5 protein-coding genes are annotated in these 5995 nt (G+C 26.2%); 3 read left to right on the plus strand and 2 right to left on the minus strand.

The annotated features are described in order from the left end of the window. Positions 1-587 (minus strand): DUF1002 domain-containing protein (locus tag VLM92_RS02465; RefSeq protein WP_414708141.1); only part of this gene is annotated, 587 nt, incomplete at its 3' end. 493 nt (positions 588-1080) lie between these two features. Then, positions 1081-1857 (minus strand): CAP domain-containing protein, encoded by a 777-nt coding sequence (locus VLM92_RS02470; protein ID WP_325274771.1) that lies wholly within the window; start codon positions 1855-1857, stop codon positions 1081-1083. Between the two features lie 328 nt (positions 1858-2185). Between VLM92_RS02470 and VLM92_RS02475 the strand changes: the two genes are divergently transcribed. The 3 genes from VLM92_RS02475 to VLM92_RS02485 form a co-directional block, all read left to right on the plus strand. After that, entirely contained in the window at positions 2186-2692 is a 507-nt protein-coding gene (locus VLM92_RS02475) for a type I restriction enzyme HsdR N-terminal domain-containing protein (protein WP_325274772.1), read from the plus strand. Positions 2693-3157: 465 nt separating this feature from the next. Beyond that, on the plus strand, positions 3158-4042 hold the full coding sequence (locus VLM92_RS02480) for a sigma-70 family RNA polymerase sigma factor (RefSeq protein ID WP_325274773.1): 885 nt from the start codon (positions 3158-3160) through the stop codon (positions 4040-4042). A gap of 315 nt (positions 4043-4357) precedes the next feature. Then, on the plus strand, positions 4358-5995 hold a 1638-nt coding region (locus VLM92_RS02485; RefSeq protein WP_325274774.1), incomplete at its 3' end, for a dynamin family protein.

Genomic DNA, 5995 nt, shown 5'->3' on the forward strand with positions numbered 1-5995 from the left:
TGTGTAGGATTTGTAGTACCTTTTTTTATAATCTCTGTTTTAATATCATTAATTAATCCTGTGGCTTTATCTTGACCAACTTCATCTCCTAAATCCCCAGTAGTAATTAATTCCTCAGTTGCTAATTCTTTTTTATCCTCAGGTAAAGCTTCACCAGTTGCATCTTCAAATGCCTTCATAACACCAGTTAATCCACCCGTACCAGAAACTGGGAATGGAGCAGCTACTACAACATTAGCATTTTCAACACCTGCAGTTGATAATGTTGTTGCTATCATAGAACTTGTAACCCATGTAAGGTTAGCCGTTTTAACATTTATACCATTTCCTTTTGAAGTCGGTTCAACATAAGAACAAGAAATAGTTATTTTTCCAAGTTGCTCCTCACTAGCAACTCCTTGTAAATATTTTCTCTCCTCTGTATTGTTAACTTCTAGAACTACGGCTTCATTTTCGTTAACTCCAAAATATTTTAACATTTGCTCTTTCTGTTCTGGTTTTAAATTTGCACCAAGAGTTACAACTTTTGTACTATCTGCAAATGCAACTGAAAGAGTTGATAAGCTAAGTGCAAAAGTAAGTGTCATTGCTACAGCTTTCTTTTTTAAATTTTTAAATCCTTTATTCATAAATTTTCATTCCTTTCAACTTTAAAAATTAAACTATAATATATCCCCAATATAGTATACTATAAACTATTTTTAAGGGGAAGGGAATTACAAGTTGGTAACAAAATACAGAAAAATATGTAAGTAAATCTTATTTTAGTATGTTAATTAATATTTTTATAGTTAAAATGTAATCCATTATAAATATATATTATGTATGAATTGGATTTATGATTATAGAGTAAACTAAATTGTAAATATTATCTATTATAGTTATTAAAAAAGTGTAACAGGTTACTTAATTAAAAAACAATAACGGATATAAACAAGTCATATTTACAATTATTTTTTTAGTAAAGATTGAAAAAATATAAATGTATAATACAATAAAAAAAACTAGATATTAGCCACATTTTTCAGGTGTCCAATATCTAGGTTACAGTTTGAAAAGACTGTACTTTTTTATAATGTTTTATTTTCCGATAAACATTTGAGTCCAGTAGATAGTTCCATTACTATCTTTAGCCACACCTACACCTATATCTGTAAAACTTGAATTTAATATATTTTCTCTATGTCCTTGAGAATTCATCCAAGCATTAACAACTTCTTTAGGAGATTTTTGTCCCATGGCTATATTTTCACCTGCAGATCTATAGCTTATTCCAAATTTTTTCATCATATCAAATGGTGAACCATATGTTGGAGAATTATGATCAAAGTAATTCTTATCTATCATATCTTGAGATTTAGTAGTAGCTACATTTGAAAGTTCTTTATCTAATTTAAGCGGATTTAAGCCTCTATTAGTTCTTTCGATATTTACTAAATCAACAACTTCTTTTTGGAAAGCTGAGAAATTTCCAACAGTAGTATCATTACCTGGCACAGATGGCTTATCAACTGGCGCAGATGGCTTATCAACTGGCGCAGATGGTTTATCAACTGGCACAGATGGTTTATCAACTGGCGCAGACGGTTTGTCAACTGGCACAGATGGCTTAACCGGTTTATTTGGGGAACCAATATTTGTAGGTAATTCATATTTAACTCCATTTATTGGGAAACTAATATTCATAGGTAGTTCATATTTAACTCCATTTATATATACATATATCGAATCCTTAACAGTATCATTTTTAAAAGTAGCCTTACATAACGCATTTGCAGGAGCTGTAGTAGAAGCTGTTGCAACAGTTACTATCCCTAAAGCTAATAAAGTTCTTATTTTTTTTGTCATTTTCGTCATGAAAAACACCTCGCTGATTTAATATTTTGAAAATGTTACTAATTTGTAACCTTTAGTTTAGGGGGCTGCCCCCTGTGAATAAATGATAACATAGAAAATATATAAAAATATACTGTAAAGATATGTAAAAAGGTTAAAAAAATGCTTGAACGTAGTAAAATACAGTGTTAAAAAAGTAATAGAAAGTATTAAAAAAAATAATATTGGGTATAAATAAGTTATATTTATAATTATTTTATTGCGAAAGATTGAAAAAGTTATAAATGTAGTATACTATAAAAAGGAAAAGTTTGGACAACCAATAGCTATAAACGAAAGGAGAATTATTATGTCAAAGCAATTAGTAAAAGAAAGAGTTATAAAGTATTTAATGGAGGACTTATTAGTTCCACAAGATATGATAGATACAGATGTAGCATTAGCTGAATTTGAAGAAGGTGCAGAAGGTGTATTAGATATAGTTGTTAATGTTAAAGATGATAAAGATTACTATGCGCCAGTTATGATAGTACAATGTCTAGATGAAGACATAGCATTAGAAGGAGAAGTTGTACAAAAGCAAATAGATTTTTTAGAAGATGTAGATAATATGACTATGGCAGGAAGATTAGTATTAACTAATGGAGATGCTATGATGTATGCTGACTGGACAGGAGAAGAATATGATACAGAAGCATCACTTCCAACATATGATGTAATGGTAGAAGAATTCTTTAAAATGGAAGAATTAGCTAATGAATTAGAACACGATCATAAACATGAGCATGACTGTGGTTGTGGACACGGTGAAGGACACGACTGTGGTTGTGGAGATGACTGTGGATGTAAGCACTAATAACAATTACATAAATATACGAACTTGACTATAATTTTTAATGATGTTATTATTAAAGGGTTAAAAATTCTCTATAAAACCGTAAGTGTTGGGGCAAACGCTAAAGGATTTATTAATAGAGGGATTTATAACGTCGTTCGAGGAAAAAAGACTGCAAATTTGCGGTCTTTTTTTCTTTTTATATATAAATTTATTATAAATATAAAATTATATATGTTAAAGTCTTTGATATATTATTTGAATTTCAATAAAATAAATCACTAGATTTATTTTAAATAAAAAAAAAATAAAAAAAAGAAGGAAATTTGATATGTGATGTAGAATATTAGATAAATAAACTTATTGACATTTAAATTAAATTGAATGGAATTTTTTTATAATAGTAATCATATTATAAAACGAGGCAAAGCTACATACACTTTACCATTTCAATTAACAAACTATATGGATAGAAGGAGTTAGATTATGGGGGCTAAAAGGGAACATACTTATGAAAATTATATTTATGGGGACTCATCAAACACGTCAAATGCGATGAAAATGTACTTAAAAGAAATAGAAGAGTACAAAATGTTATCGGCATCAGAGGAAGTAGAATTGGCAAAAGCAATAATTAACTCTTCGCCGCAAGCAAAAGAACAATTTATAAATGCAAATTATAGATTAGTTGTAAGTATTGCAAAAAAGTATAAAAAAGAAAGCGTCGATATGCTAGACTTAATACAAGCAGGTAATATTGGACTTATAAAAGCGGTTGAAAAATATGATTATAAAAAAGGTTATAAATTTAGCACTTATGCAACATGGTGGATAAAGCAAAGTATTACGAGATACATAGATGATTGTGAAAATACAATTAGAATACCAGTACATCTTCATCAAAGAATAAATTTTGTAAAAAGAAAGAAACAAGAACTTGCAAATATTCTTCAAAGAGATCCAAGCTTAGATGAGCTTGCAGAAGTTTGTGATCTTGACGTAGAAAAAGTTATAGATATATTAAAAAGAGATAAAAATGTAGTATCTTTAGATACGCCTATAAAAGAAGATGAAGATAGTAGCTTAGTAGAATTTATACCATCGGATGCACATTTTGGCGATGTAGTAATGCGTGAAGTTGAACAAAATAACTTAAGAGAGAAAATAGAAGAATTATTAATAGGTCTTAGTGAGCAAGAGCAAAGAGTACTTAGAATGCGATTTGGTCTTGATGATGATACACCTAAAACTTTAGAAGAAATAGGAAAAGTATTTGGTGTAACTAGAGAAAGAATAAGACAAATCGAAGCTAAGGCAATAAGAAAATTAAGACATCCAAGTAGATTAAAACAACTAAAGCATTTCTATTAGTATATTATAAGTAGGGGAACTTCTCCTACTTATTTTTATATATTCTTTAAGTAAATAATAGCACAAAATAAAGAAGAAAACATCTAAATAAATGTAATTTTTTTAAAATTGTGAAATTATATACGAAAAAACAGATACAAATATACATCTGTTAGATATATGTAACTACATTTAATACTTTACGATTTTATTAGACCTCTAGCAATTCTTTATTGTAATAAATAAGAAACTAAAGCCTTTAGGTCTTGAAAATATAAATAGTTCATATAATATAAAAAAAGTATTCATATTGTATAACTAAAAAGGAATGATACTATGTGTGCAAGTAGACATGAAGAGCTTACAAAAATGATGAATATAATAGATCAACTAAATCAGATAATTATTTTATGTAAACGAGATTTTGAATATATAAATAAAACAAAATCTACAAATCTTTTAAATTATATAGAAAATCAAATAAAGGCAAATGTAGAAAATATAAAAGAACTTAAAAATCCATTTTTATTATTTATAATGGGATCTGGTAACTATGGAAAATCAACTTTAATAAACACATTGTTAAAACAAAATATAGTAGTTACAAATGATATACCAAATACATGGAAGTTAGATTTATTTATAAAATCCAATAATGAAAAAATGGAAATAAAATATAAGGATTATAGCAAAATAACAAAAAGCTTACAGGATGGAAATAAACTTTTGCAAAAAGAAGAACAAAAATTTAAAGAATCAAAAATAAAAATAGCTAAAAGTATTACAAATTATAAAAAAATGAACAAAGCTAGTGTAAAGAAACTTAAAGAATATAAAAAGCAACAAGAAAATATGTACTTATATAAATCAGACATAGTACAAATAAAGTATTACTTAAAAAAGGGAGATATATTAAAAGATTTTATAATAGTAGATACACCAGGGCTTAATCAAACATTACTTAAAAATACATTAGATCGTATGAAAGAATATTATATAAAAGCAGATGGGGTAATATGGTTAATAGATGCTCAAAATATAGTATCAAAGGAAAATAATAAGTTAATAGAAGAAATGAATAAAATAGACAGCTTACATAACAATAAAAAAAACATAATAGCTGTAGTAAATAAAATGGATGTTATAAGTAAAGAAAACATAGACAATATAGTAAAAGTAAGAAGAAAAGCTAATGAAATATATAAAGATAAATTTAATGATATAGTATATATATCAGCAAAACAAGCTATAGAAGGTATTTTAAATGATGACTATGATTTAATACATAAAAGTAATATAAATAATCTGTATAAAAGTATAGAAGAAAAATTTACAAAAGTATGCGAGCAAAAACAAATAAATTCTAAATATAAAAATCTATTTATTATGAAAGATAACATTATAAAAGAAATATATTATTATAAACGAGAGTTATATAAAGATATATCTATATATAATGAAATTGAATTTGAGTTAAAACAAAAAACAAAAGAGATATATTTATATACATTAAATCATATTGAAGATATAAAAAAGAAAAATATTTATAATGGTGAAGATATAGACATTTTAAAAAAAGATATAGAAAAATTGCAGACTCATTGCAGTCTTGATCTTGGAAAAGTATATGAGGTTTTATTTAAAAAAGCTAACTTAAATAAATATAAAGAAATAGAAAAACTAAACACTAACGTATACTTTGCTAGGAGTAAAAATTTGATACTAGACTATTATGCACAAGATATTATAAATAAAAAAAATAACAAAACAGCCAATCAATTAGAAAATATTATAAATAAACTTACCATAAAAAATTCCAAAAAACTATATAGTGATGAAATCCTAATAAAGAATCATATCGATAAAAAAATCAATGATTTAAAAAATGAAATAACAAAAACTTTAGAAGATAAAATACATTCAATAGAATTTAATATAACCAAAGTTAGAGATGAAAATTTTAAAGATAAATAT

This window comes from Romboutsia sp. (assembly GCF_035470145.1).
In the GTDB taxonomy this organism is placed as follows: Bacteria; Bacillota; Clostridia; order Peptostreptococcales; family Peptostreptococcaceae; genus Romboutsia_D.

Coding starts and splice junctions, on each gene's coding strand:
- VLM92_RS02470 (WP_325274771.1), bottom strand. CDS start 1,857: ATGACGAAAATGACAAAAAAAATAAGAACTTTATTAGCTTTAGGGATA.
- VLM92_RS02475 (WP_325274772.1), top strand. CDS start 2,186: ATGTCAAAGCAATTAGTAAAAGAAAGAGTTATAAAGTATTTAATGGAG.
- VLM92_RS02480 (WP_325274773.1), top strand. CDS start 3,158: ATGGGGGCTAAAAGGGAACATACTTATGAAAATTATATTTATGGGGAC.